Source organism: Sporichthya brevicatena (assembly GCF_039525035.1).
Taxonomy (GTDB): domain Bacteria; phylum Actinomycetota; class Actinomycetes; order Sporichthyales; family Sporichthyaceae; genus Sporichthya; species Sporichthya brevicatena.
The window spans coordinates 39,978-66,520 of the sequence record NZ_BAAAHE010000052.1; the positions used below are offsets into that span (position 1 = coordinate 39,978).

General features: G+C 71.9%; 21 protein-coding genes. 7 read left to right on the forward strand and 14 right to left on the reverse strand.

Annotated features, from left to right (window positions below; all coding sequences use genetic code 11):
• Positions 1 to 11: 11 nt before the first annotated feature.
• Positions 12 to 1,157, reverse strand: coding sequence for an acyl-CoA dehydrogenase family protein (locus tag ABD401_RS23725; protein WP_344609456.1), 1,146 nt, complete (start codon positions 1,155 to 1,157; stop codon positions 12 to 14).
• A gap of 88 nt (positions 1,158 to 1,245) precedes the next feature.
• Here ABD401_RS23725 and ilvD point away from each other — a divergent pair, with 88 nt between their 5' ends.
• On the forward strand, positions 1,246 to 3,084 hold the full coding sequence (ilvD, locus tag ABD401_RS23730) for a dihydroxy-acid dehydratase (RefSeq protein ID WP_344609458.1): 1,839 nt from the start codon (positions 1,246 to 1,248) through the stop codon (positions 3,082 to 3,084).
• Positions 3,085 to 3,103: 19 nt separating this feature from the next.
• Here the strand turns inward: ilvD and ABD401_RS23735 are convergent, their stop codons facing one another.
• The gene (locus ABD401_RS23735; protein ID WP_344609460.1) at positions 3,104 to 3,871 is read right to left on the reverse strand and encodes an SDR family NAD(P)-dependent oxidoreductase; all 768 of its coding nucleotides are present in this window, start codon (positions 3,869 to 3,871) and stop codon (positions 3,104 to 3,106) included.
• Between the two features lie 196 nt (positions 3,872 to 4,067).
• Between ABD401_RS23735 and ABD401_RS23740 the strand changes: the two genes are divergently transcribed.
• The 5 genes from ABD401_RS23740 (at position 4,068) to ABD401_RS23760 (ending at position 11,662) form a co-directional block, all read left to right on the forward strand.
• Positions 4,068 to 4,712 carry a TetR/AcrR family transcriptional regulator gene (locus ABD401_RS23740; RefSeq protein WP_344609462.1) on the forward strand — a complete coding sequence of 215 codons (645 nt, stop codon included), beginning with the start codon at positions 4,068 to 4,070 and terminating at the stop codon, positions 4,710 to 4,712.
• Positions 4,713 to 4,714: 2 nt separating this feature from the next.
• Positions 4,715 to 6,421: an NAD(P)/FAD-dependent oxidoreductase gene (locus ABD401_RS23745; protein ID WP_344609464.1), complete on the forward strand. Its 1,707-nt coding sequence runs from the start codon at positions 4,715 to 4,717 to the stop codon at positions 6,419 to 6,421.
• Positions 6,418 to 7,860 carry an ATP-binding protein gene (locus ABD401_RS23750; RefSeq protein WP_344609466.1) on the forward strand — a complete coding sequence of 481 codons (1,443 nt, stop codon included), beginning with the start codon at positions 6,418 to 6,420 and terminating at the stop codon, positions 7,858 to 7,860. The genes ABD401_RS23745 and ABD401_RS23750 overlap by 4 nt, the downstream gene beginning before the upstream one ends.
• A 101-nt stretch (positions 7,861 to 7,961) precedes the next feature.
• Positions 7,962 to 9,827 carry a FlgD immunoglobulin-like domain containing protein gene (locus tag ABD401_RS23755; protein ID WP_344609468.1) on the forward strand — a complete coding sequence of 622 codons (1,866 nt, stop codon included), beginning with the start codon at positions 7,962 to 7,964 and terminating at the stop codon, positions 9,825 to 9,827.
• A 131-nt stretch (positions 9,828 to 9,958) separates the two neighbouring features.
• Entirely contained in the window at positions 9,959 to 11,662 is a 1,704-nt protein-coding gene (locus tag ABD401_RS23760) for an HNH endonuclease signature motif containing protein (protein ID WP_344609470.1), read from the forward strand.
• Positions 11,663 to 11,701: 39 nt separating this feature from the next.
• On the opposite strand, the gene purU is transcribed toward ABD401_RS23760, so the two are convergent.
• Together purU and ABD401_RS23770 are read right to left on the reverse strand one after the other, a co-directional pair.
• On the reverse strand, positions 11,702 to 12,568 hold the full coding sequence (gene purU, locus ABD401_RS23765; RefSeq protein WP_344609472.1) for a formyltetrahydrofolate deformylase: 867 nt from the start codon (positions 12,566 to 12,568) through the stop codon (positions 11,702 to 11,704).
• A 14-nt stretch (positions 12,569 to 12,582) separates the two neighbouring features.
• Positions 12,583 to 13,311, reverse strand: coding sequence for a dienelactone hydrolase family protein (locus ABD401_RS23770; RefSeq protein WP_344609474.1), 729 nt, complete (start codon positions 13,309 to 13,311; stop codon positions 12,583 to 12,585).
• 37 nt (positions 13,312 to 13,348) lie between these two features.
• Between ABD401_RS23770 and ABD401_RS23775 the strand changes: the two genes are divergently transcribed.
• Positions 13,349 to 13,894, forward strand: coding sequence for a hypothetical protein (locus ABD401_RS23775; protein WP_344609476.1), 546 nt, complete (start codon positions 13,349 to 13,351; stop codon positions 13,892 to 13,894).
• A gap of 15 nt (positions 13,895 to 13,909) precedes the next feature.
• On the opposite strand, the gene ABD401_RS23780 is transcribed toward ABD401_RS23775, so the two are convergent.
• The 10 genes from ABD401_RS23780 to ABD401_RS23825 form a co-directional block, all read right to left on the reverse strand.
• Positions 13,910 to 16,132 (reverse strand): molybdopterin-dependent oxidoreductase, encoded by a 2,223-nt coding sequence (locus tag ABD401_RS23780; RefSeq protein ID WP_344609478.1) that lies wholly within the window; start codon positions 16,130 to 16,132, stop codon positions 13,910 to 13,912.
• A complete protein-coding gene (locus tag ABD401_RS23785; RefSeq protein ID WP_344609480.1) occupies positions 16,129 to 16,719 on the reverse strand; it encodes a cupin domain-containing protein in 591 nt (196 codons plus the stop codon). Before ABD401_RS23785 ends, ABD401_RS23780 begins: the two co-directional genes overlap by 4 nt.
• Entirely contained in the window at positions 16,719 to 17,153 is a 435-nt protein-coding gene (locus ABD401_RS23790) for a nuclear transport factor 2 family protein (protein WP_344609482.1), read from the reverse strand. The genes ABD401_RS23785 and ABD401_RS23790 overlap by 1 nt, the downstream gene beginning before the upstream one ends.
• A complete protein-coding gene (locus ABD401_RS23795) occupies positions 17,150 to 19,162 on the reverse strand; it encodes an oxidoreductase (protein ID WP_344609484.1) in 2,013 nt (670 codons plus the stop codon). The genes ABD401_RS23790 and ABD401_RS23795 overlap by 4 nt, the downstream gene beginning before the upstream one ends.
• The gene (locus tag ABD401_RS23800) at positions 19,159 to 19,866 is read right to left on the reverse strand and encodes a response regulator (RefSeq protein ID WP_344609486.1); all 708 of its coding nucleotides are present in this window, start codon (positions 19,864 to 19,866) and stop codon (positions 19,159 to 19,161) included. Before ABD401_RS23800 ends, ABD401_RS23795 begins: the two co-directional genes overlap by 4 nt.
• Positions 19,863 to 21,461, reverse strand: coding sequence for a long-chain fatty acid--CoA ligase (locus tag ABD401_RS23805; RefSeq protein ID WP_344609488.1), 1,599 nt, complete (start codon positions 21,459 to 21,461; stop codon positions 19,863 to 19,865). Before ABD401_RS23805 ends, ABD401_RS23800 begins: the two co-directional genes overlap by 4 nt.
• A gap of 29 nt (positions 21,462 to 21,490) precedes the next feature.
• Positions 21,491 to 22,993, reverse strand: coding sequence for a coniferyl aldehyde dehydrogenase (locus ABD401_RS23810; RefSeq protein ID WP_344609490.1), 1,503 nt, complete (start codon positions 22,991 to 22,993; stop codon positions 21,491 to 21,493).
• A gap of 13 nt (positions 22,994 to 23,006) precedes the next feature.
• Positions 23,007 to 24,347 carry a hypothetical protein gene (locus ABD401_RS23815; RefSeq protein WP_344609492.1) on the reverse strand — a complete coding sequence of 447 codons (1,341 nt, stop codon included), beginning with the start codon at positions 24,345 to 24,347 and terminating at the stop codon, positions 23,007 to 23,009.
• Between the two features lie 94 nt (positions 24,348 to 24,441).
• The gene (locus ABD401_RS23820) at positions 24,442 to 25,101 is read right to left on the reverse strand and encodes a PadR family transcriptional regulator (RefSeq protein WP_344609494.1); all 660 of its coding nucleotides are present in this window, start codon (positions 25,099 to 25,101) and stop codon (positions 24,442 to 24,444) included.
• A 19-nt stretch (positions 25,102 to 25,120) separates the two neighbouring features.
• Positions 25,121 to 26,543: ABC transporter substrate-binding protein (locus ABD401_RS23825; RefSeq protein ID WP_344609496.1), on the reverse strand; the 1,423-nt coding region annotated here is incomplete at its 5' end.

A 26,543-nucleotide genomic window follows, 5' to 3' on the forward strand; every position in this document is an offset into this window, starting at 1 on the left:
GTCAGCAACGGTCAGTCGGTGAGGCCCAGCCGCTTCGCCGCCAGTCCGGCGAGAATCTCGGAGGTGCCGCCGCCGATACCGAGGATCCGCATGTCGCGGTACTGGCGCTCGACCTCGGACTCGCGCATGTAGCCCAGCCCGCCGTGGAGCTGGACGGCCTGGTCGACCACCCACTCCCCGGCCTCGACGGCCGTGTTCTTCGCGAAGCACACCTCGGCGATGCAGTCCTCGCCCTCGGTGTACCGGACCGCGAGGTTCCGCGTGTACGTCCGGGCGACGTCGATCCGCCGCGCCATCTCGACCAGGGTGTGCTGCACCAGCTGACGGCTGATCAACCTCTCGCCGAACGTCGACCGCAGCCGGCACCACTCCACGGTCAGGTCCAGGCACCGCTGCGCGGCGGCGTAGGCCTGGGCCGCGAGCATCAGCCGCTCGGTGACGAAGTGCTGGGCGATCTGGGCGAAGCCGGTGTTCTCCGCCCCGACGAGGTTGGCCGCCGGGACGCGGCAGTCGGTGAACGCGAGCTCGGCCGTGTCCGAGCACAGCCAGCCCATCTTCTCCAGCTTCCGGGAGACGGTGAACCCGGGCGTCCCGCGCTCGATCACCAGCAGCGAGACCCCGCGGGCCCCCGGCCCCCCGGTCCGGACCGCCGTCACGACGAAGTCGGCCCGGCAGCCCGACGTGATGTAGGTCTTGGCCCCGTTGACCACGTAGGAGTCACCGTCGCGGACCGCGGTGGTCCGGAGCCCGGCGACGTCCGAGCCGCCGTCCGGCTCGGTGATCGCCAGGGCGCCGATCGCGGTCCCGGCCAGCGCAGGCCGGACCCAGCGGTCGATCTGGGCCGGGTCCCCGGCCGCGATCAGGTGCGGCACCGCGATGCCGGTGGTGAACAGGCTCGCGATCAGGCCGCCCGCGGCGCCCGCGTAGAGGGCCTCCTCGGTCAGCGTGACCAGGTCGATCGCGTCCCCGCCGCCTCCCCCGGCCGATTCCGGGTAGTGCAACCCCAGCAGCCCCACGCGCGCGGCGGCGACGTGCAGCTCCCGCGGCAGCTCGCCGGCGCGTTCCCAGGAATCCTGGTGGGGCAGCACCTCGTTGGAGACGAATGACCGCACCAGCTGGCGCAGCGCGAGCCGTTCGGGGGTCCGGTACGGATCCATGAATCAGGGTCCCTCCGACATCGCTCGTACGATGGAGGTGCTGCGCTGCCGGGCCAGGCCCGGAAAACGCCCGAGTTAGGACCGAACAATGGCAGATCTGCGTTCCCGCACCAGCACCCACGGCCGGAACATGGCCGGAGCGCGCGCCCTCTGGCGTGCGACCGGCATGACGGACAGCGACTTCGGGAAGCCGATCATTGCGGTAGCGAACTCGTTCACCCAGTTCGTGCCCGGCCACGTCCACCTCAAGGACCTCGGCCAGCTGGTCTGCGACGAGATCGCGGCCGCGGGCGGCGTCGGGCGCGAGTTCAACACGATCGCGGTCGACGACGGCATCGCCATGGGCCACGGCGGCATGCTCTACAGCCTCCCGAGCCGCGAGCTGATTGCCGACTCGGTCGAGTACATGGTCCAGGCCCACCAGGCCGACGCCCTGGTCTGCATCTCGAACTGCGACAAGATCACCCCGGGCATGCTCATCGCCGCCATGCGGCTGAACATCCCGACGGTCTTCGTCTCCGGCGGCGCGATGGAGGCCGGCAAGGTCGTCGTCACCGACGGGGTGGCCCGGCCGAAGCTCGACCTGATCTCGGCCATGACGGCTTCCGCGGACGAGAGCGTCTCCGACGCCGAGCTCCTCGACGTCGAGCGCTCCGCCTGCCCGACCTGCGGGTCCTGCTCGGGCATGTTCACGGCGAACTCGATGAACTGCCTGACCGAGGCCCTCGGCCTCTCGCTGCCGGGCAACGGCTCGACGCTCGCGACGTCCGCCGCTCGCAAGGACCTGTTCCTGGAGGCCGGCCGCCTGGTCGTCGACCTCTGCCGCCGCTTCTACGGCGAGGACGACGCGTCGGTGCTGCCGCGCAACATCGCGACCCGGGAGGCGTTCGCCAACGCGATGCGCCTCGACATCGCGATGGGCGGCTCGACCAACACCGTCCTGCACCTGCTCGCCGCCGCGCGCGAGGGCGAGGTGGACTTCGACCTGTCGGAGATCGACCGTCTCTCCCGCTCGACCCCGTGCCTGAGCAAGGTCGCGCCGAACACGCCGAAGTACCACATGGAGGACGTCCACCGGGCCGGCGGCATCCCCGCCCTGCTCGGCGAGCTGGAGCGCGCGGGCCTGCTCGAACGCAACGTCCACACGATCCACTCGCCGGACCTCGAGTCCTGGCTCGCGGCCTGGGACATCCGTCGCGAGAACCCGAACCCGAAGGCGCTCGAGCTGTTCTCGGCCGCCCCAGGCGGCGTCCGCACGACCGAGGCCTTCTCCTCGACGGCACGCTGGGACAGCCTGGACACCGACGCCGTCGACGGCTGCATCCGCGACGTCGAGCACGCCTACTCCGCCGACGGCGGCCTCGCCGTCCTCTACGGCAACCTCGCCGAGAACGGTTGCGTCGTGAAGACCGCCGGCATCGCCGCGGACCAGCTGTACTTCAAGGGTCCGGCCAAGGTGACGGAGTCTCAGGAGGACGCGGTGTCCGCGATCCTCGGCGGGAAGATCGTCGCCGGCGACGTCGTGGTCGTCCGCTACGAGGGCCCCAAGGGCGGGCCGGGCATGCAGGAGATGCTCTACCCGACCTCGTTCCTCAAGGGCCGCGGTCTCGGCCCGTCCTGCGCGCTGATCACGGACGGCCGGTTCTCCGGCGGGACGTCGGGTCTCTCGATCGGCCACGTCTCCCCCGAGGCGGCCGCGGGCGGCACGATCGGCCTCGTCGAGGAGGGCGACCTCATCGAGATCGACATCCCGACCCGGTCGATCCAGCTGCTCGTCTCCCCCGAGGAACTGGCCGCGCGCCGGGCCGCCCGGGAGAAGATCGGCTGGCAGCCGGCGAACCGGGAGCGTCCGGTCTCCGCCGCGCTGCGCGCCTACGCCTCGATGGCCCTCTCGGCCGACCAGGGCGCCGCCCGGCTCGTTCCCTGACGAGCGGCGCCCCGAGGTCCTAGGCGGCCAGGTAACCGCCGTCGACCGGCAGCACGGTGCCGTGGATGTTGCTCGCGCCGGGACCGGCGAGGAAGCCGATCGCGGCGGCGATGTCCGCGGGCTCGGAGACGCGGCGACTGGGTGAGATCTCCGCGAACTCGGCGTGGAGGTCCGTGAAGTCGACGGTGCCCTCGGTCCGGACCGGGCCAGGGCTCACCGCGTTCACGCGTACCCCGGACGGACCGAACTCGGCCGCCCAGGACCGGGTCAGCTGGTCGAGCGCGGCCTTGGTCGCCGAGTAGACACCGGCGGCCGGCAGCGCCCGCTGCCCGGCGGCGCTGCTGACGTTGACGACCGTCCCGGCCCCGCGCTCGACCATGCCGGGCACCAGGGCCTGCACCAGCGCGAACGGCGATTTGAGGTTCACCCCGACCACGGCGTCGAAGTCGTCGTTGGAGAACTCGACGGTCGAGCCGAAGGGGAAGATCCCCGCGTTGTTGACGAGGATGTCGACCCGCCCGCCGCCGGCTTCGATCGCGCGCTGGGCGAGATCCCGCGCCCCGTACACGTCGGCGAGGTCGGCAGCGAGGAAGTCGGCCTTCCCGCCCGCCGCACGGATGGTGGCCACGACGGCCTCCCCGCGCTCGACGTCGCGGCCGGACACCAGGACGTGGGCCCCGAGCTCGGCCAGGTGCTCGGCCGCCGCGCGCCCGATGCCGCTGGTCGCGCCGGTCACGAGGGCGACGTTGTCGGCGAGCGGGGTGGAGGTGCTGGAACTGCTGGTCATGGGGGTTGGCTCCTCAGCTGGAGGGTGCTGGAATGAGCACCACTGGAATGGACGTTCCAGAAGTGGCCAACCAGCGCACTGGAACGTTCATTCCAGTTCTGCGGAGCTGTTTTCCGTGGGGGTGACACCCTTTCTGGCGCCAGAAGGGGTGTCACCCCCACAGGGACCACCGAGGCGGGAGAGGAGGCAGGGACGGATGAGCGAGCAGCCGGAGGAGTGCACGGCGAGCGGCGGACGCCTGACCGCGCGCGGCCGGGCGACGCGGGCGCGCATCGTCGAGGCGGCGGCGAAGCTGATGCTGTCCCGGGGCGTCGCGGCAACGAGCATCCCCGACGTCCTCGCCGCCGCGGGGGTGAGCGCGTCGCAGCTCTACCACTACTTCGCCGACAAGCAGGACCTCGTCCACGCCGTGATCACCCACAGCGCCCAGGACGAGCAGCAGGCGCTCGGGCAGGTGTCGCTGGACAGCCTCGAGGCCCTGCGCGCCTGGCGGGACGCCGTGGTCGCCCTGCAACAGGAACGGAACTGCGCCGGCGGGTGCGTCATCTCCCTCGCCGGGGAGATCGCCGACGTCGACCCCGAGGCCCGGGCGCAACTGCAGGCCACGTTCGCGAGCTGGGAGGAGAGCATCCGGCTCGGCCTCACGGCCATGCAGGAACGCGGTGAGATCCGGGCGGACGCCGACCCGCCCCGGCTCGCCCTCTCGGTGCTCGCGGCCCTGCAGGGCGGGCTCCTGCTGACGCAGGTCCGGCGGGACACCACTCCGGTCGAGGTCGCACTGGACACCGCGATCGACCACATCGCGACCTTCGCGGCCGACATTTCCGGCGCGCGCGCGTAAGAATGGCCGGCGTGACGACGCAACCCTCGTCCGAGGGAACCACCGAGACCGCCGATCGCCCCGTCATCCTGACCGTCGACGACGACCCGTCAGTTTCCCGCGCGGTCGCTCGGGACCTGCGTCGCCAGTACGGCGAGCGGCACCGGATCGTGCGCGCCGAGTCGGGCGCGGACGCGCTCGCGGCGCTACGGGAGCTCAAGCTCCGCGGCGGCCGGGTGGCCGTCCTGCTCGCGGACTACCGGATGCCGGAGATGAGCGGCATCGAGTTCCTGGAGCAGGCGATGGACCTGTTCCCCCGCGCGCGGCGCGCTCTGCTCACCGCCTACGCCGACACCGACGCCGCGATCGCGGCGATCAACGTCGTCGACGTCGACCACTACCTGCTCAAGCCGTGGGACCCGCCGGAGGAGAAGCTCTACCCGGTCGTCGACGCGATGCTGGAGAGCTACGCCCGCGAACCGGACGCTCCGGCGACGGAGGTGAAGGTCGTCGGCCACCGCTGGTCGCAGCCGTCGTTCACCGCCCGCGACTTCCTCGCCCGCAATGCGGTCCCCTACCGCTGGTACTCCGCCGACTCCCCCGAGGGCGAGCGGATCCTCGCCGCCGCCGGACAGGACGGCGCGACGCTCCCCGTCGTGGTGGCACCGGACGGCCGGGCGCTCGTCGAGCCCGCGATGACCGACCTGGCGAGCGCGGTCGGCCTCGCGACCGCACCCGTCGACGAGTTCTACGACCTCGTCGTCATCGGCGGCGGCCCGGCCGGGTTGGGCGCCGCCGTCTACGGCGCGAGCGAGGGCCTGCGGACCCTGCTGGTGGAGAAGCGGGCGACCGGTGGTCAGGCCGGCCAGTCCTCACGCATCGAGAACTACCTGGGCTTCCCTGACGGGGTGTCAGGAGCGCAGCTCGCGGACCGGGCCCGGCGGCAGGCCGTCAAGTTCGGCACCGAGATCCTGACGGCGCGCCACGCCGCGAGCCTGACGCCGCGGGGCTCGGCCCTGTCGATCGGCCTCAGCGACGGCGTCGAGGTCGGCGCCCACACCGTCATCGTCGCCACCGGCGTCTACTACCGCGAGCTCGACTGCCCGGGCGCGCGCGAGCTGACCGGGCGCGGCGTCTACTACGGCTCGGCGGCCACCGAGGCCGCGAGCTGCGAGGGCCGCGACGTCTACATCGTCGGCGGCGCCAACTCCGCGGGCCAGGCGGCGGTCTTCTTCGCGGCCCGCGCCAAGTCCGTGACGCTCGTCGTCCGCGGCGCCGGGCTCGAGGCGAGCATGTCGCACTACCTGATCGAGCAACTGCGGGCGATCGAGAACGTCAGCGTGCGCACCCACACCGTCGTCGAGCAGGTGCACGGCGAGGGCCACCTGGAGTCGCTCACCCTGCGCTGCACCGAGAGCGGCGTCGCCGAGGAGGTCGAGGCCAGTCACTGCTTCGTTTTCATCGGCGCGCAGCCGCGCACGGAGTGGCTCGACGGGACGGTCGCCCGCGACCCCCGGGGCTTCCTGCTCACCGGGCCTGACCTCGTCGTCGACGGCCGCCGCCCGGCGGGCTGGTCCCTCGACCGCGACCCGTGGCACCTCGAGTCCAGCGTCCCCGGCGTCTTCGTCGCGGGCGACGTCCGCAGCGAGTCGGTGAAACGCGTCGCCTCCGCCGTCGGCGAGGGCGCCATGGCGGTCACCCTCGCCCACCGATTCCTGGCGGGACCATGACCGACATCGCGATCGACACCGGCGTCCGCCTGACACCCGATCAGGTCGGTGGGCTGTTCCTCTTCGAGCACCTCACCGACGAACAGCTCGCCTGGGTCACCGAGCGCGCCTGGGTGGCTGAGGCGCCGGCGGGCGAAACCCTGCTGCGCGAGGGCGACCCCGCCGAGGTCTTCCTTCTCCTGCTCGAGGGCGAGATCCGGCTGTGCCAGCGCGTGGGCCGCGACGAGGTCGAGGTGAACCGCAGCAGCACGGTCGGCGCGTACGCCGGCGCGATGCGCGCGTTCGTCCGCGACGAGACCGCGCAGCGGTACACGGTGTCGGTCCACGTGGTCCAGGACGCCCGCGTCCTCGTGATGCGCGCCGCGACACTCGTCGAGCTGATGCAGACCTGGTTCCCCATGGCGCTGCACCTCCTCGACGGCATGTTCATCGGAATGCGCAACAGCCAGGAGCGAGTCGGCCGCCGCGAGCAACTGCTCGCCCTCGGCGCCCTGAGCGCCGGCCTCACGCACGAGCTCAACAACCCCGCCGCCGCCGCGGTCCGCGCGACGGCCGGCCTGCGCGAGCGCGTCGGCACGATGCGCCACAAACTGGCCAAGCTCGCCGACGACAAGATCGACCGCGACGTGCTGCGGCTGCTCGTCGAGATCCAGGAGGAGGCCGTCACCCTCGCCGCGAAGGCGCCGGACCTCACGGCGTTGGAGGCGTCCGAGCGCGAGGACGAGCTCACCGACTGGATGGACGACCGCGGTCTCTCCAGCGGCTGGCAGCTCGCGCCGATCTTCGCCGCTGCGGGAACGTCCGACGCCTGTCTCGCCCGGATCGAGAGCGGCGTGCCGCCCGAGATGCTCGAGCCCGCGCTGCACTGGCTCGCCTCCGCGCTGGAGACCGAGACGCTGCTGAGCGAGATCACCGACTCGGTCACCCGCATCTCGACGCTCGTCGGCGCCGCGAAGCAGTACTCGCACATGGACCGCACGCCGTACGAGCGCGTCGACATCCACCTCGGGCTCAAGAGCACCCTGATGCTGATGGCCGGCAAGGCTGAAGGCGTCCAGATCGTCAAGGAGCTCGACCGCGACCTCCCGCCGGTGCCGGTCTACCCGGCCGAGGTCAACCAGGTCTGGACGAACCTCATCGACAACGCCCTGCAGGCGATGAACGGCGAGGGGACCCTGACGGTCCGCAGCTCCCGGGACAACGACTTCGTCAAGGTCGAGATCTGCGACACCGGCCCCGGCGTCCCGCCCGAGCTCCAGCTGAAGATCTTCCAGCCGTTCTTCACCACCAAGCCCGTCGGCCAGGGCAGCGGACTCGGCCTCGACATCTCCTACCGCATCGTCGTCGAACGCCACGGCGGCGACCTCACCGTCTCCTCCGTCCCCGGCGACACCCGCTTCATCGTCCGGCTTCCGTTGACGGAGCGCGCGACGCAATAGCCCGACGGCCGGCGCTCAGGTGACGGCCGCACCTGCCGATCCCAGCATCTGGCATCGCCGTGCTCGGCGGAGCTTTTCCGCATCCGCACGGGGGATTCCTCATGACCAGAGCACGACGAGTTTCGGGTGTGGCGGCGCTGGCCGCCCTGGCGGTGCTGGCACCGCAACCGGCCGGCTGGGCCACCGGACGCCCGGAGACCGGGGAACGCGTGACGACGCCCGGGGCGGCCGCACCGCTCGCCGCCCTGGAGAAGGCGCTCGAGTCACCGGACGTCACCACGCAGGATGTGGAGGAACCGGAGGTCGAGCTCCCACCCACCACGGTTCCGGCCTTCGTGGAGCCCGTCGGCGGGTCGAGTCTGCGCGGGGACATCCGGGTCCGTGTCTCCTCCACCGCGCCCGCGGTGCAGTTCTTCCTCAACGGCGCGGCGTACGGGGCGAGGGTCCCGGTCGTCGACGGCCACGCAACGACGACCTGGCGCTCCTGGGGGTACCAGGGGTCGCAGACGTTCGGCGCCGCGGACTGCACCACGTCGGGTCTCTGCGCGACGGACTCGGCCGGCACGGCAATCACGGTGACTCCGAGCGTCCCGAAGCTGACCGCCCCGACCGGGCTGAACTCCGGGCCGATCACCATGACGGCGTCCGCGCCCGGCGGCACCGTCAAGTTCCTGATCGACGGCAAGGTTCGCGGCCTGGACGCCACGGCGCCGTACTCGATCGTGGTCAACGACTCCCTGAACGACGGGTCGCACACCGCAGAGGCGATCATCTGCGCCGCCGGCGGTGCCCCGTGCAGCACGGTCGACCGCACCAAGGCGACCTTCTCCACCAAGTCACTGCACCCGAAGCTCTCGTCCAAGAAGCCGCTCGCGATCAGCCCCAACGGCGACGGGTTGGCCGATCAGGCGACCGTGACGTTGAAGCTGGAGTCGAAGCAGAAGGCGAGCTGGAGCCTGGTGCGGAGCAACGGCTCCACCGCCGCCGGGCCCTTCTCGCTGGGCACGCTCAAGGCCGGGCGGCACCAGATCGTTCTGCCCGAGAAACCCCGATCCCGCAAGCTGCCCGACGGAGTGTTCTCGTTCGTGGTGCGGACGTCCGCACCGGCCGGCGCCGTCACGCTGGTCGGGACCGCGAGCACCCCGATCCGGATCGACACCACTCGACCGAAACTGACCGGGTCGACCGGCGGCGGGACGACGTTCTACCCCGTCAAGGACGGCTACCGCGACACCTTCACCCCGGGCGGGATCGCGTCGGAGAAGGCCAAGCTGACCCTGGAAATCGCTTCCACCAAGAAGACCGTTCTTCGGAGCATCGCCAAGCAGGTCGCCGGCGGCACGTACTCGTTCTCCTGGGACGGCCGCGACAAGAGCCGCAAGCCCGTCGCTCCCGGGGCGTACGTCTACCGGGTCACCGCGGTGGACCCACTCGGCAACGTGTCCATCTCTGGCTGGAAGCGCGTCACCGTCTCGAACCAGAAGCTGGTCACCAAGACCAAGACGATCACGATGGACGGCATCGACGCCTCCCAGTACGGCGGCAGCGACCCCTACTGCGGCTGGGGAACCACGTCCCAGTCCTACTCCGCCGGCCTCCTGCTGATGAACGCGTGCGACCCGTACTACTTCGACCTGACTGCCGGCTTCTGGCGTTTCCAGCTCCCGAGCGCGATCTCCTACGACCGCCTCTCGCTCTCGGTGAGCGGTGACTCCGTGTGGGTTCCCACTCCCCTGAGCGGCGGCTTCGAGAACCCCACGACCGGCGAGTGGCACATCCTCGACGGCTCGACGGTCTGGGCGAAGGGCCTGCGGACCCACCAGCTCGGATCGGTGCCGGCGAAGAACTTCGTCTCCGGACGAACGGTGGAGGCTGCGGTGTCCATCTCGAACACCCTCGGAGGCGGTCCGTGGGACTTCGACGTCCGGGACGTCCGGCTCACCGTCGCCTACCGCGTGCTGAACTGACGGTAGGCATCTGCGGCACCCCGCATGATACTGAGTGTCCGTCAGTATCGTTGTACTACAACATATTGCGGTGATTCCAGCGGCCACCACCAGGGATAGTTCTGTCGGTGGTGGCCGCTAGGTTCCGGGGTATGGAGCTGAGTGGGCTGACCGGCGCGGAGTGTGTCGCGCACGCGGTCCAGGCTCAGCGGGCCCTGAACGTCGCGGCCGCGGCCCGGTTGGCGGCGGTGGCCGAGGTCGCCGCCTGCGCGCCCGGTTCGGGGGCGCGGGTGGAGCGGATGGCCGAGCCGGACCGGTACTCGATCGATGAGGTCCGGGCGATGTACTCCCTCTCGGTCCCGGCGGCCGGGGCGCTGATCGACCTGGCCTGGACGGCGTGCCGGCGCCTGCCCGAGCTGCACGCCGCGATGGCCGCCGGGGACCTGGACGAACGCCGGGCCGCGACGATCGTGTTCTGGGTCAAGGACCTCTGCGACGCCCACACCCACCAGATCTGCGCCGAGGTCCTGCCGCACTGCGGCCTGTCGGCCGAGGCGCCGTGGGTGAGCGGCAAACTGGTCGCGCAGATCAAGAAGCGCGCGATCGCGCTCGACCCGAGCTGGGCCGAACGCCGCTACACCGACGCGGTCCGCCGGCGCCGCGTCGTGTCCTGGCAGAACCCGGACGGCACCGCGGACCTGACCGGCCAGCAGCTCGAGGTGGACCGGGTCGCCGCCGCCAAGGGCCGCATCCACGCCCTGGCCGATGCGGCCAAACGCGACGGTGACCCCCGGGGGATCGACGCCATCCGCGCCGACCTCTACCTCGGCTGCCTCGACGGCACCTGGGCCGGGCTCTCCGATGCCGACCTGCTCGCCGACTACGCCAAAACCCGACCCGCGCCCCCGGTGGACGACCCTGACACCGAACCCGAGGGTGCTCCCGCCCCGGCGGCCCACGTCGATGACCCGCTCCCGGCCGGGGTGCAGGCCGGGCTGGCGCGAAGCGCGCGGTCCTCCCCCTACATCGGGGTGGTGCTGCGGGCGAAGTTCTCCACCCTGCTCGGGTTCGACGAGCACCCCGCCGAGTTGGCCGGGGCCGGGCCGATCAGCCCGGCCAGCGCCCGCCGGATCGCCCAACGCATGGCCCTCGGGACGTGGCGGGTCGCGTTCATCGACGACGAAGGCCGCCTCGCCCACACCGGCCTGGTCGGCCCCCGCCCGACCGGCTGGGCCCAACCCCGCGGCCTCCTACCGAAGGGCGTGCTGGACCTGCTCGTCCCCATCGACCTACTCGACCAGCTCGCGCTCCGCGCCCACCTCCCCGACCTGCCACCGGTGGACCCGATCTGGATCCCGGTCATCGAACACCTGCACCGCAGCCTCGGCCGCCAGGAACGCATCGCCGAGGACCGCTACTGGCGCGAGTGGATCGAACGCGACGAAGCCGAACGCTCCGGCGACCCCGCCCGCCTCGCCGAGGTGATCGCCCGCCAGGAACGAGCGCGTCGCCGCCGCTTCCCCACCCTCACCCAACGCCGCCGCCTGCAACTCGCCATCCCCGACTGCATCGGCGTCGCCTGCAACCGGGCCTCCCACCGCGCGCAGATCGACCACATCCACGACCACGCCCTCGGCGGACCCACCGTCGAGGACAACCTCGCCCCCGAATGCGGACACGACCACGCCCTCAAGACCAAAGGCGGCTGGACCCTCGAACGCATCGACGAACACCGCTGGTGCTGGACCACCCGCCTCGGCATCCACTACCCCGTCACCAACCCACCACTGCTGGACCACTACCCCGAAGCCGACCAGCAGCGACATCGACCCCGCCCCGACACCGACGCCGCCTGAGGCCCGTCGGCGATGAGGGTCGCCCGGGTGACCCGATCCTCAGTGGAAGACGACGGTCTTGTTCCCGTGGACGAGGACGCGGTCCTCGAGGTGCCAACGGAGGCCGCGGGCGAGGACGACCTTCTCGATGTCACGGCCCTTGAGGACCATGTCGGTGACGGCGTCGGAGTGGTCGACGCGGATGACGTCCTGCTCGATGATCGGGCCCGCGTCGAGCTCGGCGGTGACGTAGTGACAGGTCGCGCCGACGAGCTTCACGCCGCGCTCGGCGGCCTGGTGGTACGGCCGGCCGCCCACGAACGACGGCAGGAAGCTGTGGTGGATGTTGATCGCCCGCCCGGCCCAGCGCTCGCACAGCCAGTCCGGGACGATCTGCATGAACTTCGCTAGCACGATCGCGTCCGGGTCCTCGGCGTCGACCAGCCGGCGGACCTCCTCGAACGAGGCGGTCTTGTCCTCGCCCGGGCCGGGGAACGGCACGTAGTGGAACGGGATGCCGTGCGCGGCGGTGATGGACTCCAGGTCCTTGTGGTTGCCGATGACGGCCCGGACCTCCATCGGGAGGTCGTTGCCCGCGTAACGACCCAGCAGGTCGTACAGGCAGTGGCCCTCCTTCGAGACCAGGATGACGACCCGGCCCGGCTGCGCGGTGTCGCTGACGCGCCAGTCGGCGTCGGCGCCGAGCTCGGCGGCGAGGGTCGCGAAACGGTCCCGCAGCTCCTCCAGGCCGAAGGACAGCGAGTCGGCGCGCACCACCTGGCGGGTGAAGAACCAGTTGGTGTCGGGGTCGGCGTGGTAGGCCGCCTCGGTGATCCAACCGCCCGCATCCGAGAGGAACGCGGCAATTCGGGCAACGATGCCGGTGCGGTCGGGACAGCCGAGAGTAAGGACGTAGTGCGCGCTCATCCGAGCATGATCTCTCAGAGGGCCTTCGCGAACAGCGCAGTGGTCCGTTCGAAGCTCACCGTGGCGGCCTGCTCGTGGTAACTCGGGTGGTCCGGCCAGGTGTAGCCGTGGTCGGCGCCGTCGAAGACGACGAGGTCCACCAAGCCGGTCGGCAGCGCCGCGTCGAGGAACGGCTGGTGCTTCGCCTGCGGCTGGATCTGGTCCGCGCCCCCGATCCCGATGTACAGCGGACGGGTCAACTCGGCGCCCAGGTGGTGCGGCGAGGTCGCAGCGTCGTCGGCGAGGAACGACGGGTGCCACAACGCCCCGGCGACGTACCGCTCGGGCCGGGTCAGCACGGCACGGACCGCGGCGCGGGCGCCGAGGCAGAAGCCGATGGTCACCACGGGCTGGGCGGGGTCGACGCCGGCCGCGGCGAGTCCGGCGTCCATGTCGCTCTGGATGCCGTCGTCGGTGAGGCTGCGGACCATGCCCATCATCCGTTCGCCGATCGAGGGGTCGGCGGCGCGCTGCGCGGGCTCGAATCCGATCAGGCGGCCGTGGCGGTGGAACAGGTCAGGCACCACGACCTGGTACCCGGCGCCGGCCAGCTTGGCGGCGAAGACGTGCGTCGCGGTCCGGATGCCGGGCCCGTCGTGGAACATCGCGACCGTCGGGAACTCCCCCGCGGCCGGGCGCGCGACCAGCACCGCCATCGGACCGTCGGGCGTCTCGGTGTCCAGGATTGCGCTCGGAATCTCCACAGGAGCACGCTATGACACCCCAGGACGGGAGATCGCCGTGACCAGTTCCCCGCTCGACCGTGCCCACGAGGTCGCGGACGCCCTGCTCGAGAAGAACGCGGGCACGTTCGGTTCCACGCTGCCGATCTACCGCGGGCACGTGCACCGCGTCATCGGACTCGTCGGTCTGCAGACCGAGGTGCGGCCGGACACCGCCGACGCCCTCGGCGTCGCGGCGTTCTTCCACGACGCCGGGATCTGGTTCGACGGAACCTGGGACTACCTGCCGCCCTCGGCCGCGCGCGCCGTCGAGGAGCTCGGCGGCCCCGGCGCACCCCAGGCCGACCTCGTCGCCGCGATGATCACCGAGCACCATCGCATCCGGAGGGCCCGGCACGACGACCCGCTCGTCGAGGCCTTCCGCCGCGCCGACCTCACCGACGTCACCGCCGGCCTGATCAACGTCCCCCGCGCCCGTCGCTCGGACTACCGGACCCTGACGGCCGCCTACCCGGCCCGCGGCTTCCGGCCCCTGCTCCTCCGCTCCGCCGCCCGCGGGATCCGCGAGAACCCCCTGCGCCCCGCCCCGATGCTCAAGTTCTGAGGTGACGGCTGCTCACTACCCAGCAGGCGCGATGCGGACCTCGGTCCCGTTGAGGGCCGCGTTGCCGCTGGGAACGTCGAGGCCGGCGGGGCCGGTGACGGCGTTGAGGTTCGCACCCGGGTGCGCGGAGGCGACGGCGAGGCGCAGCCCCGGCCCGTCGTGACCCCAACCGTGCGGGAGGGAGACCACACCCGGCCGGATGGCCTCGCTGATCTGGACGGGCACGACGACCGACCCCGCCGCGGAGGAGAGCCGGCACAGGTCACCGTCGGCGAGACCGGCGGGCGCGGCGTCCTTCGGGTGCACGAGCAGGGTGCACCGCTCCTTGGACCCACGCATCAGCGAGGGGGCGTTGTGCAGCCACGAGTTGTTCGAGCGCGTCTGTCGACGTCCGATCAACCGGAGGCCGAATGCGGCGTCGAGGTCGCGCTCCAGGCGGGGCAGGTCGGCGACCAGCGGCGCCGGCGCGAGCTCGACGGCCCCCGACGGCGTCCGCAGGACGTCGGGCAACCGCGGCTGCAGCGGGCCGAGGTCGACGCCGTACGACGACTTCCGCAGCCGGGCCAGGGTCATCCCGTCGGGCCGCTCACCGAAGCGGTCGCCGTACGGGCCGATGCGGATCATCAGGTCCAGCCCGCGCTCGGGGCCGGGCCGGTCGCCGAGGGCGGCGAGCAGGTCGTGCGGGTCGCGGTCGGCGACGACGCTGCCCGGCTCGTCGACGACCTCGTGGACGAGGCTGGAGAGCAGCAGCCCGTCGATCTGCGCGCGGTCGATCGGGCCCAGGCCGGCCAGGACGCGGACGAGTTCGAGCAGCAGGTCGTGCTCGGTCGGACGGTCCGGCTCCACCAACACGACCGCGTCCGTCCAGCGGCTGTAGTTGTGGCTGCCGATCTGGTCGAAGAAGTAGTCGAAGTGGTCGCGCTCAAGCGCCGAGGGCGGCGGCAGGATCAGGTCCGCGTGCCGGGTGGTCTCGTTCAGGTAGGGGTCGACGCTGACCATCACGTCCACCGCGTCGAGCGCCTGCTCGTAGCGGGCGCTGTCTGGGGTCGAGCGCGCACCGTTGCTGCCCATGGTGATCAGGGCACGGATCTGACCTGACGTCAGGATGGCGTCCGGCAGCGCGGCGACCGGGAGCTCGCCCAGCACCTCGGCGCGGCTGCCGTCCGGCGTGGTCCAGCGCCCCATCGGGACGGGGTCCCCGTACCGGGCCCGGCCGCGGGTGGCGTGGGTGGCGGCGAGCGCCTGCGGGAACAGCAGCCCGCCGGGGCGGTCGAGGTTGCCGGTGACGGCGGCCAGCGTCCACAGCAGCCAGCAGGTCAGGGAGCCGAACGGCTGCACCATCGCACCCACGCGGCCGTAGAACGCGACCCGCTCCGTCGCCGCGATCTCCGCGGCCAACGCCCGGATCCGGTCGGCCGGGACGCCCGTGCGCTCGGCCACCCGCTCCGGGGTGAACGGCGCCAGCGCCCCGACGAGGTCGTCGAGGCCGGCGTAGTGCTCGGGCAACTCGGCCGCCCGGCCGTCCGCGACGATCGTCGTGATCAGCGCCGCCAGGAGCGCGGCGTCGCCACCCGGGCGGATAGCGAGGTGCTCGTCGGCCAGCTCGGCGGTGCGGGTGCGCGCCGGGTCCACGACGACGATCCGGCCGCCGCGCTGCTGGATCGCGGCCAGCCGCCCCCGGGGCGCGGTGATGCCGGTGGCGTTGGAGACCAGCGGGTTGGTGCCGAGCAGGACGAGCAGGTCGCAGTGGTCGATGTCCGGCGTCGGGATCGTGAACGTCGCGGTGTCGCGGGCACCGAACATCAACGCGGCCGCGGTCATCATCGGCATGTGGTCGACGGTGGCCGTCGTGTAGACCTGCCGCGCGCCGAAGAGTTTGAGCGCGTGCCAGCCGTAGATCCAGCTCCCGAAGTCGTGCGCGAGCGGGTTGCCGAGGTGGAACGCGACGGCGTCGGGACCGTGCGCTCGCACGACCGGGCCGAGCAGTTCCTCCAGCCGCGCGAACGCCTCCGGCCAGGACACCTCGACGAGCTCGCCGCCGCGCCGGACCAGCGGCCGACGCAGACGGTCCGGGTCGTGGTGGAGCTCCTTGAGGGCCACGCCCTTGGGACAGACGAAACCGCGGGTGCGGGGGTGGTCCGCGTCGCCGCGGATGCCGACGACATCGGCGCCGTCCAGCGTCACCGTCAGCCCGCAGGCTGCCTCGCAGATCGGGCAGGTCGCCTGCCGCTCGGTCACGATCCACCTCCCAGGACGCGGTGCAGCCGCGACAGCAGCGGGGTGCTGACGCGCCGTTGGAGACCCCCGGGCAGACCGGCCGCGGCCACGTCGGCACCGGAGCGGTGCACGGCGTCCATCAGCGCGAGCAAGGGCATCTGCCCGTGGCGGTTGAGCTTCCCGGCGCAGATCGCCGCGCCGAGGCGGAGACCGAAGTCGAGCCAGGTCGGGTCCGCGGGCCGGAGCAGGACGGTCAGCTCCGCCGGACCTTCGCGGGTCGCCCACGGGTCGATGTGGACGGTGCCGGGATCGACGGTCACGACGTCACCCGGCCCCGCGGTGAGCAGGCGTCCGCCGCGGAGGTACCGCACGCGTCCGGCGCGGACGAAGAACGTCTCGGTCGCGCTGTCGTGCCGGTGCGGTGGCAGGCGCCCCGCACCGGCGACGAACGTGCGGTCGAAGCAGGTGCACCACGCGCCCTCGTGCCAGACGGGCGCGCGGAGCGTCAGGGTGGTGCGGCCGGCGGGGTCGCGGTACCGGACGACGACCGGAGGTGGTGTCGGCCCGGCGAGGGGATCCGCCGGCGGCACCGCGACCGCGGGAGCCATCAGCCCGGCGCCTTGCCCAGGACGGTGAGGTCGACGCGCTGCTTCATCTCCTCGGCCAGAGCCGCGAGCCCGCGCAGCGGACGGATCATCACCTCGAAGCGCTCGATGAGACCGTCGGCGTCGTAGCCGATGAGGTCGACGCCCTTGAGCTCCAGGTCGCCGACCTTCGCGGAGAACTCCAGCGTGACGTGGTGACCGTCCTCGGTGGCGAACTGCCGGTGGTAGGTGAAGTCGGTGAACACCGAGAGCGCGCACTGCAGCACGTGCGCGACCGCCGCCGAGCCGGTGTACGGGTTCCAGTACGCCGGCGAGGAGAACACCGCGTTCGGGTGAATCAGGGACTCCAGGTCGGACATGTCCTCCGTCGCGACCATCTCGTGCCAGGCCGCGAGACCCTTCGCGACCGCCGGGGGGAGGTTGAGGAGTTCGCTCACAGCGCCGCCGCCAACGTCGTGCCCTGCGCGATCGCGCGCTTGGCGTCCAGTTCGGCGGCGACGTCCGCCCCGCCGATCAGATGCACCGACACCCCCGCCGCGACGAGGTCGTCGTACAGGTCGCGGCGCGGTACCTGTCCTGCGCAGATCACCACGTGGTCCACCTCCAGAGTGAGCGGTCCGTTGCCGGTCTCGATGTGCAAACCCTCGTCGTCGACACGGCGATAGGTCACGCCGGCGACCATACGCACGCCACGGCGCGCGAGCTCGGTGCGATGGATCCACCCGGTGGTGAGTCCGAGCCCCTCCCCCGGCTTGCTGGTCCTGCGCTGCAGCAGGTGCACCGTCCGCGCCGAGTGCGCCGGGCCCGCCTCGACCAGACCGCCGGGGGCGAGGAAGTCGGGGTCGACGCCCCAGTGCTGGAAGAACAGTTCGACGTCGGTGCTGACCGACGGCCCGTCCTGGGTCAGGAACGCGGCGACGTCGAAGCCGATCCCGCCCGCCCCCACGATCGCGACGCGGGAGCCCACGGTCACCTCGCCGCGCAGCACCTCCAGGTACCCGACGACCTTGGGGTGGTCGATGCCCTCCAGCTCGGGGATCCGCGGGTCGACGCCGGTGGCGAGGACGACCTCGTCGAACCCGGTGAGATCCGCAACCGTCGCCCGGCGACCCAGCTCCAGCCGCACGCCCGCCGCCACCAGCTCCGCCCCGAAGTAGCGCAGGGTCTCGGCGAACTCCTCCTTGCCCGGGATCCGCCGGGCCAGGTCGAACTGACCACCGATCACGTCCGCCGCGTCGTGCAGGACGACCTCGTGCCCGCGCCGGGCCGCCGTCAACGCGGCGGACATCCCGGCCGGGCCCGCCCCGACCACGGCGACGCGCTTGCGCAACGTCGTCGGCGACAGGTCGAGCAGCGTCTCGTGGCAGGCCCGGGGATTGACCAGGCACGAGGTGATGCGGCCGTCGAGCGTGTGGTCGATGCAGGCCTGGTTGCAGCCGATGCAGGTGTTGATCCGCTCCGCCTGGCCGGCCTGTGCCTTGGCGACGAAGTCGGCGTCGGCGAGCAGCGGGCGGGCCATCGACACGAGGTCGGCGACCCCGTCGGCGAGCAGGGCCTCGGCCACCTCCGGGGTGTTGATGCGGTTGCTCGCCACCACCGGGATGCCGACACCGCTGCGCAGCCGCCGGGTCACCTCGGCGAACGCGGCCCGCGGCACCGGCGTCGCGATCGTCGGGACCCGCGCCTCGTGCCAGCCGATGCCGGTGTTGAGGATGTCGACCCCCACGGCCTCGAGCTCCTTGGCGAGCTCGAGGGTCTCCGCCAGCGTCGATCCCCCGGGAACGAGGTCGAGCATCGACAGGCGGAACAGCAGCAGGAAGTCCGACCCGACCCGGGCCCGGGTGCGGCGCACGATCTCCGTCGCGAAGCGCATGCGGCCCCGGGCGTCGCCGCCCCACTCGTCGGTGCGCCGGTTGGTGCAGCCGGCGAGGAAGGTGTTGATCAGGTAGCCCTCGGAGCCCATGATCTCGACCCCGTCGTACCCCGCCTCGCGGGCCAGCTCGGCGGCCCGGGCGAAGTCGTCGACGGTGCTGTCGACCTCGTCGGTCGTCATCTCACGCGGCGTCAGGTGGTTGATGGGTGCACGGATCGCGCTCGGGGCGACAAGGTCGGCGTGCTTGGCGTACCGGCCGAAGTGCAGGATCTGCATGACGATCCGCCCACCCGTGGCGTGGACGGCGTCGGTGACGATCCGGTGGTCCCGCACGTCGTCGGCCGAGGTCATCGTCGCGCCGTGCTCCAGCGGCCGGCCGACCTCGTTCGGTGCGATGCCGCCGGTGACCATCAGCGCCACACCGCCCCGGGCGCGCTCGGCGTAGAAGGCGGCCATGCGTTCGAAGCCGCCGGGGGCCTCCTCCAGACCGAGGTGCATCGAGCCCATCAGGACCCGATTCGGCAGCGTCAGGTGGCCCAGCGTGAGCGGGGTGAACAAGTGGGGGTAACTCACGGGTGCTCCGTCTCCGTGCGGTCCGGGGTGCGCCCGGAGTCCAGGACGCCGCAGCGACCGGCCAGCGCGGCGGCCTGCACGCGGTTGGCCACGCCGACGCGCTGCAGCAGCCGCGCAACCATCCGCTTCGCGGTACGTTCCGAGACGCACAGGCGCCGGGCGATGACGAGGGTCTCGTGCCCCTCGGCGACCATCCGCCACAGTTCGAGGTCGGCGCGCCGCAGTTGGGTGAGCACCGCGTCAGCCGGTCGGCGGCGCAGCAGGCTGGCCAGCACGGCCGGGGGCGCCACAGTCCCGCCGCTGGCGATCGCGAGCAGTTGGGTCGCCACCGCCTCCGGGTCCGCGTCACGCAGCAGCACGCCGTCGGCCCCGGCGGCGAGGGCGGAGACCGCGACGTCGATCGCCTCCGCGTCGGGCGCCATGGCCGCGAAGCGGACGCTCGGGTACCGGCGCCGCGCCGTCGCCAGCGCGGTGAGCGCGTCGGGCAGACCGAGGTCGACGATCACGACCTGCGGCCGGTGACGCCGGATCAGTTCGCACGCGCGCGCCGCGCTGTCGCCCGTGCCGAGCACCGAGACCCGCCCGGCCGACGCGTCCTCGAGTGCCGCCTCCATCCCCCGGGCGAACAGCCGGTGGCGGTCGGCGATCACGACTCCGACCGTGGTGGCGGCCACGGGCGGCGCCGGGAGTTCGGCGACCGTCACGACGTCGCCTCCGCCAGCCGCGCGCGCAGCTCGCGCTTGAGGATCTTGCCGGTCGGGCCGAGCGGGAGCGCCTCCACGATCTCGACCCGCTCCGGGACCCACCAGCGCGGCAGGTGCTCCCCGAGGTGCGCCAGGACGGCGGCCACGTCCGGCTCGACGCCCGGCGGTGGCTGGACGAACAGGACCGGGCGCTCACCCCACTGGCTGTCGGGCACGCCGACCACCGCCGCCTGCGCGACGTGGGCGTGGTCCATCGCGACGTTCTCCAGCTCGACCGAGGAGATCCACTCACCGCCGGACTTGATGACGTCCTTCACCCGGTCGGTGATGCGCAGGTAGCCGTCGCGGTCGATGGAGGCGATGTCACCGGTGGGGAACCAGCCGTCGCGCAGCACCTCGGCGTCGTGGTCGAGGTAACCGCTCGCGACCCAGTGGCCGCGGACCAGCAACTCACCGGCGGCGACGCCGTCCCACGGCAGGGCCTCGCCCGCGGGGTCGGCGATCTTCCACTCCAGGCCGAACAGCGCGCGCCCCTGCGCCGCCTGAATGCGGGTGCGCTCCGCGCGGTCGAGGTTCTCCATGCCCGGCTTCAGCGCGCCGACTGCACCGAGGGGACTGGTCTCGGTCATGCCCCAGCCCTGAACCATCGTCACGCCGTGGCCGACCTCGAAGGCCTCGATCATCGACGGTGGCACCGCCGAACCACCGCAGGCGACCCGTCGCAGGGACGGGAGCTTGCGGCCGGTCTGCTCCAGGTGCGTCAGGAGGTTGTGCCAGATCGTCGGGACGCCGGCGGTGAACGTCACGCCCTCGGCGTCGAGCAGGTCCGCGAGCCGCGCCCCGTCGAGCCGGTCGGCCGGCAGGACGAGCTTCGCCCCGACCAGCGCGGTCGAGAACGGCAGGCCCCACGCGTTGACGTGGAACATCGGCACGACCGGCAGCACGGTGTCGGCGGCGCCGAGCCCGAAGGAGTCCGGCAGGCCGCCGGCCAACGCGTGCAGCACCGACGACCGATGGGAGTACAGGACGCCCTTGGGGCGGCCCGTCGTGCCGGAGGTGTAGCAGAGCCCGCTCGCGGTGCGCTCGTCGAACTCGGGCCAGTCGAAGGAGTCCGACCCGCTCGCGAGCAACTCCTCGTATCCGAGTTCCTCCGCCACCGCGCCGGCCGGGGCGAGCACGACGCGGTGCTTGATGCCGGGCAGCCGGTCGGCCAGGGCGCCGATCAGCGGGAGGAAGGGCGGGTCGAGGAGCAGGACGCCGACGCCGGCGTGCTCGAGCACGTAGACCAGCTGCTCGGGGTCCAGGCGCGGGTTGACGGTGTGACAGATCGCGCCGAGGCCGGCGATCGCGTAGGTGGCTTCGAGGTGGCGGTGGGTGTTCAGCGCCAGCGTCGCGACCCGGTCGCCGGGGCGCACGCCCAGCTCGGTGAGCGCGGTGGCGAGCCGGCGAGCCCGGTGCCCGACCTCTCCCCAGCTGGTGCGGTGCTCGCCGCCGCCGAGCTCGGCCGAGACGACCTCCCGCTCCGGGTGGTGCCGTTCGGCATGCTCCAGCACGGCGGAGAGCAGGAGCGGGCGCTCCATCATGAGAGCGTGCATGGCGAGATCCCGTCAGCTCGGTGGGGACGTCAGATGCGGCGCATCAGCCGGAGCAGGAGCGAGGCGATCCGCCCGTAGGGCGGGTGGAGCAGCTTCGTCCCGGTGAACCCGAACGCGCCGCGCTGCGTGAAGACCGCCTTGTGGTGCGAGAACGTCTCGAAGCCCTCGCGCCCGTGGTACGAACCCATGCCGCTCTCGCCGCTTCCGCCGAACGGCAGGCCGTCCTGCAGGTAGTGCAGCAGGGTGTCGTTGACCGTGACGCCGCCGCTGGTCGTGCGCTTGAGCAGCGCACGCTTGCGCCGGCCGCTGTGGGTGAACAGGTACATCGCGAGCGGCCGGGGCCGGTCGTTGATGTAGCCGATCGCCTCGTCGAGCTTGCGGTACCCGACGACCGGGAGCACCGGGCCGAAGATCTCCTCCCGGGCCAGGCGCATCGAGTCGCTGACGCCGGTGACGACGTGCAGCGGAAGCTTGCGGGACGCCGGGTTCTCCGCGTCGCCGTGCTCGGCGACGGTCACCGCGGCGCCCTGGGCGCGGGCGTCGTCGACCAGCGAGCGGAGCCGCTCGTAGTGACCGGAGTTGATGATCGCCGTCGCGTCCTCGTTGGACGTCAGCGTCGGGTAGAGGGAACGGGCGGCCGCGGTGGCGGCGCGCACGAAGCGATCCTCGGAACCCGCCGGGACGAGCACGTAGTCGGGCGCCACGCAGGTCTGACCGGCGTTGAACAGCTTGCCCCACACGATGCGCCGGGCCGCCTCCTCGATCGAGTACTTCTCGTCGACGACGACCGGACTCTTGCCGCCGAGCTCAAGCGTGACCGGCGTCAGGTTCTCCGCGGCCGCGTGCATGACGGCCCGGCCGTTCTGCGTCGACCCGGTGAACAGCAGGTGGTCCAGCGGCAGCGAGCAGAACTCACGGGCGACGTCGGCGTCCCCGCCGGTGACGTAGACCTGGTCGATGGAGAAGGCCTCGCCGAGCAGACGCGTCAGCAGCGCGGTGGTGCTCGGCGTGAACTCGCTCATCTTGATCATCGCGCGATTGCCGGCGGCGAGAGCGGCCGCGAGCGGGGCCATCGTCAGGTGGACGGGGTAGTTCCACGGCGCGACGATGCCGATGACGCCCTTGGGCTGCGCGACGACCCGGTTGCTGCCCGGCAGGAACCAGATCGACGTGCCGCGCAGCCGCGGCAGCATCCAGATGCCGACGTGGCGGCGCGCGTACCGCAACGAGTGCGCGGAGCCCACGATCTCCGCGATCTCGGTCTCGGTGCGCGAGCGGTGGCCGAAATCCTCCCGCAGCGCCTCGGCGAGCGGGACACGGTTGCGCAGGACCAGGTCCTCGAGCTTGCGCAGGTCCTTGCGGCGCTGCCGCAGGGACGGCGGCCCGGCCGCCTGGAAGGCCGCGCGCTGCCGGTCCAGGACCGCCTTGAGCTCGGCCGCCCCCGGCGCCGCCGGGACCAGCTGATGCTCCGTCACCTCGGCGGCGGACCCGGCGGGAGGCTTGGCGGACGGCGGGGTGAGAACGTCGGTCACGGGAAGTGCCTCCTCAGGCCCGGCTGGCCCAGTGATTGAGGGAGTAGGAGTGCGGGTACGCCATCGCGATCCGCGTGGTCAGACGGGACGTGCCGATCGCGAGGTCGACGAGCTTCGGGATGCGGGCGGTCTCGAACCACCACAGGTCGTTGAACCACCGGATCGGCTTGAGCGCCTTCACGACGGCGTCGTGCGGGTCGTGCCCACGGATCAGCGCCTCGGCCGCGACGACGCCGCCGATCGCACCGCCGAGGATGCCGTCCGCGTAGTACGCGATGGCCCCCGGTGTCGCGAGGCGCCGCAGCTCCAGCGTCCCCGGCGCCGAGCGCTTCGGCGCCCCGAAGGCCGGTGCGGGGGCGAGGCCACCGAAGCAGGTCTCCTCCAGGTCGACGGGCTCCAGCCCGACCGCCTCGGCAATGCCGAGCACCTCCTCACGGAGGGCGGCCACCTCACGGGCCTTGTCGATCTTCTCCGGGCCCGACCGGACCGGACGGACCATCAGCCCGTACCAGGTCGCGTCCGGGGAGAGCGGGTCGGCGAAGGGCGTGAAGTACCCGACGTTCACGGCCCCGTCGCGGTACACCAGCGGCGCGAAGGCGGTCGTGCCCGTCAACGGGTGACGCAGTCCGCCCGACCCCGCCCGCAGCGCGCACTGCCAGGCGAGTGTGACGCGCTTGATCGGCGGCGCGGAGCCCCCGAACAGCTTGGGGTTCTTCGTCAGGTTGACGAACAGCGGCTTGCGGCCGGGGGCGAGGGCACGCGCGTCGTCGAGCGAGCGGATCGGTTCGTCGACGTCGACGATCGCGCCCGCGTCGAGCATCTCGCGCATGGCGCCGGCCATCCGCGAGTTGCGGCCGCCGTACATGACCGGGCGGTTCGAGCCGCGCCGGCCACCCTGCCAGGCAGCGGCGGGACCGATCTCCCACTGACCGTCGATGCCGGGACGTGCCATCGCGGTCAGTTGGCGGGTCGCCACCGGCTGCCCGGCAAAGGCGGGCCCGGCGATCCGGCGGATCAGCTCCGCCTGCGGACGCGCCACGGCGTAGGACAACCAGTCCGCCGACGTGCCGCGCATCGAGCACCCGTTGGCGATCTGCCGCGTCTCCGTCACCGGCTCGCCGGCGACGACGACCTTGCCGGCGAACTGCTCGCTGCGCGCCAGCCGTGCCGCCAGCGTCCAGGCGGTGATGCCCTTCCCGCCGGCGATGACGACCGAGTCGTGCACCGGAGTCCCGCCGCGCGGCAGCAGCGCGTCGAGTTGCGCCTCGATGTGCGCGAAGCGGATCTCGTCGGCGCCGGTCAGGGGCAGGCTCGCTGCGGCGGTCGAGGCCGGGCGCTCGGGGGCGACGGTCATGACTCCTCCTCGGGGGCTCGGCCCAATGATTCAACCTGGACCATGCAGAGTCAATGGTTTCGTTGGCCCCCCGGGGCCACCCGCGGCCCGCCCGTCAGCGCTTGCGGCGCTCCCCCTTGGCCGACGATCGGCGCGCCGGTCGGTCCTCGTACAGCGGCGGGATCCGCGGGTCGAGCGAGGGCGGGTTCTCGAGGATCGAGGTCCAGAAGGTGATGAAGGCTTCCTCGAACAGGTAGCCCATGCGGATCGGGATCTGGTGCAGGTACAACGTCTCGTAGCGGGCCATCTCCTCCGCGATCGCGTCGTACTCGCGCAGCCGCTCCTGGTGCAGCGCGATCTGCTCCTCGGCCATCTCCTTCACCCGCTCCGGCGAGGTGAGGTCGGCGAAGTAGAGCTTGAGCAGACCGAGGTCGCGGGTCTCGGTCTGCGTGGTGCTCGGCGACTCGAGCCACTCGCGCAGGGCCTCGCGGCCCGCGTCGGTGATGGAGAACAGGCGCCGGCGCCGGCCGTGCTCCTCCTGCTCCTCGCTCAGCAGTCCGAGCTTCGCGAGCCGCTCGGGCTCGACGTAGAGCTGCGAGTGCGGGAACGACCAGAAGTAGGAGATCGAGCGGGCGACCGCGCGCTTGAGGTCGTAGGGCGTCGAGGGCCCGAGCTCGGCGATGAACCCGAGCACAAGATAGGCGCTGGGGCCGAGTCGTGCTTTCTCGGCCCCAGCGCCTTTGTTCGACGTGGATCGTTCATTCTGGACCGTCATGGTCCGATGGTAGCGGCCCTTACTTGTGCGTGTAGACGACGAACTGGTCCGGATCGGGCTGGAAGCCCGAGGGAGCGCCGTTCGGGTTCGAGACCGTGTTGGTGGACGTGTACTTGTACATGTACTCCCGGCCCTGACCCATCTCCTTGCTCCAGGTCTGGTTCTCGTAGGTGCCGCCGCGTTCGGCCTTGCTCCACGAGAACCGCTGGTCGAGCGAGGCGTCGGCGGCGTAGACGTCCCCGTTGCCGAGCTGGGCCATCAGCCGCTCGCGCGTCAGGTTCGGTCCGATCGCCTTCGCCGCCCGCTCGAAGATCAGGCTGCCGACGTAGTTCGCCTGGACGATGTGGTGGTTCAGGCCCTTGTTGCCGCGGGCGTACTTCGCCATCGTCGCCATGAACTCCGGACCCCACAGCTTGTAGGTGGTGTTGGTCCAGTAGCGGTTCACCGGGTGCTTGCCGAACAGCGAACCGAGCACCTCGGCCGCGAGGTGGTTCCCCGAGATGCCCTTCGGCGGGTAGTAGTTCTGCTGCGTCGCCTCGACCATGAACTTCGCCATCGTCGCGGGGTTGATGACGTAGTGGACGACGTGCTCGGGCTGGGCCGCGCGCAGCGACAGGATCTGCGCCGACATCGACGTCTCGGTGATCGCGACGTCGAGCTTCTTCACCAGCTTCGAGCCGGAGGCGTCGAGGACGCGCTGCACCTCGTTGCAGGACAGCTGCATCTCCGGACTGGTCAGGCACACCAGGCCGTAGGTCTTCGGTTTGATGACGTTCTTCACCCAGTGGGCGTTCGCCATCGCCTCGTGAATCATCGACATGTGGGTCGGGAACATGTACGGGTCCTGCCACTCGGTCTGCGAGTAGGCCCACGTCCCGACCGCCGGCAGCTTGTACTGCGCCAGGTCCGAGTGGATCGACGCCGACGCCCAGCTCGAGTAGCTGAGCAGCGCGAAGACCTTGTCCTGCCCGGCGAGCTTCTTCAGGCACGCCTTGGAGCGTGAGACCTCACCGGGACCGTCGTCGCAGTCGACGAGGGAGAGGCGCCGGCCGAGGACGCCGCCGCGGTCGTTGATCGAGGCGAACGCGGCCTTGATGCCGTTCACCATCGGCGTGACGAGCAGGTTCCCGAGCGCAATCCCGTGCGCGGAGACCGTGCCGAGCTTGATCGAGTCGTTCGTGACGCCGATGTCGGTCGCGCCGTTCTTGGACGCCGCGATCTTCGCGTTCTCCGCGGCCTGGGCGGCGTTGTCGATGCTCGTGATCCCCTGGGAGGTCGCCGCCTTGCCGGCCGAAGCGGCGCCCTCGGCGGCCTTGGCGCCCTTGCCCTTCTTCGCCGTCGGCGCCGCCGCTCCGCCGGCGACCGGGGCCGCACCCTCGACGGGGGTCGCGCCCGTCACCGGCACGGCGCCGGCCGGCGCCTCCCCCGGCGCTCCCACCGGG

What these genes read in the sequence shown, in the direction of transcription:
- ABD401_RS23725 (WP_344609456.1), bottom strand. Translation starts at nt 1,157, where the DNA reads ATGGATCCGTACCGGACCCCCGAACGGCTCGCGCTGCGCCAGCTGGTG.
- ilvD (WP_344609458.1), top strand. Translation starts at nt 1,246, where the DNA reads ATGGCAGATCTGCGTTCCCGCACCAGCACCCACGGCCGGAACATGGCC.
- ABD401_RS23735 (WP_344609460.1), bottom strand. Translation starts at nt 3,871, where the DNA reads ATGACCAGCAGTTCCAGCACCTCCACCCCGCTCGCCGACAACGTCGCC.
- ABD401_RS23740 (WP_344609462.1), top strand. Translation starts at nt 4,068, where the DNA reads ATGAGCGAGCAGCCGGAGGAGTGCACGGCGAGCGGCGGACGCCTGACC.
- ABD401_RS23745 (WP_344609464.1), top strand. Translation starts at nt 4,715, where the DNA reads ATGGCCGGCGTGACGACGCAACCCTCGTCCGAGGGAACCACCGAGACC.
- ABD401_RS23750 (WP_344609466.1), top strand. Translation starts at nt 6,418, where the DNA reads ATGACCGACATCGCGATCGACACCGGCGTCCGCCTGACACCCGATCAG.
- ABD401_RS23755 (WP_344609468.1), top strand. Translation starts at nt 7,962, where the DNA reads ATGACCAGAGCACGACGAGTTTCGGGTGTGGCGGCGCTGGCCGCCCTG.
- ABD401_RS23760 (WP_344609470.1), top strand. Translation starts at nt 9,959, where the DNA reads ATGGAGCTGAGTGGGCTGACCGGCGCGGAGTGTGTCGCGCACGCGGTC.
- purU (WP_344609472.1), bottom strand. Translation starts at nt 12,568, where the DNA reads ATGAGCGCGCACTACGTCCTTACTCTCGGCTGTCCCGACCGCACCGGC.
- ABD401_RS23785 (WP_344609480.1), bottom strand. Translation starts at nt 16,719, where the DNA reads ATGGCTCCCGCGGTCGCGGTGCCGCCGGCGGATCCCCTCGCCGGGCCG.
- ABD401_RS23805 (WP_344609488.1), bottom strand. Translation starts at nt 21,461, where the DNA reads ATGCACGCTCTCATGATGGAGCGCCCGCTCCTGCTCTCCGCCGTGCTG.
- ABD401_RS23815 (WP_344609492.1), bottom strand. Translation starts at nt 24,347, where the DNA reads ATGACCGTCGCCCCCGAGCGCCCGGCCTCGACCGCCGCAGCGAGCCTG.
- ABD401_RS23820 (WP_344609494.1), bottom strand. Translation starts at nt 25,101, where the DNA reads ATGACGGTCCAGAATGAACGATCCACGTCGAACAAAGGCGCTGGGGCC.